The 267-nt window shown below is 44.2% G+C and carries 1 protein-coding gene; it reads left to right on the top strand.

The annotated features are described in order from the left end of the window. Positions 1–72 precede the first annotated feature (72 nt). Positions 73–267 (top strand): hypothetical protein (locus tag AAEY75_RS15440; RefSeq protein ID WP_352260080.1); only part of this gene is annotated, 195 nt, incomplete at its 3' end.

Below are 267 nucleotides of genomic sequence, written 5' to 3' on the forward strand. Positions count from 1 at the left end.
GTTTTTCCCCCATTACTATCGCGCGAATGCGTTATAGTAATGGCCAATAAAACGTTGTGGTGGGTTTGATCTATGAATAAGCCGTTAAATGTCGAAAATGGAATAAAAACCTTCTTACCTTTTTTACGTCCTTATCGACGGCATATGGTGTTTGCCTTAATCGCTTTGGTGGTAACCGCAGGCACAATGCTTAGCTTGGGAAAGGGCGTGCAGCTCTTAATAGATCAAGGATTGGCTTCTGGTTCGGAAGCGGGTTTGACTCATGCG

The organism is Psychrobacter sp. TB55-MNA-CIBAN-0194 (assembly GCF_040309505.1).
Lineage (GTDB): Bacteria > Pseudomonadota > Gammaproteobacteria > Pseudomonadales > Moraxellaceae > Psychrobacter > Psychrobacter fozii.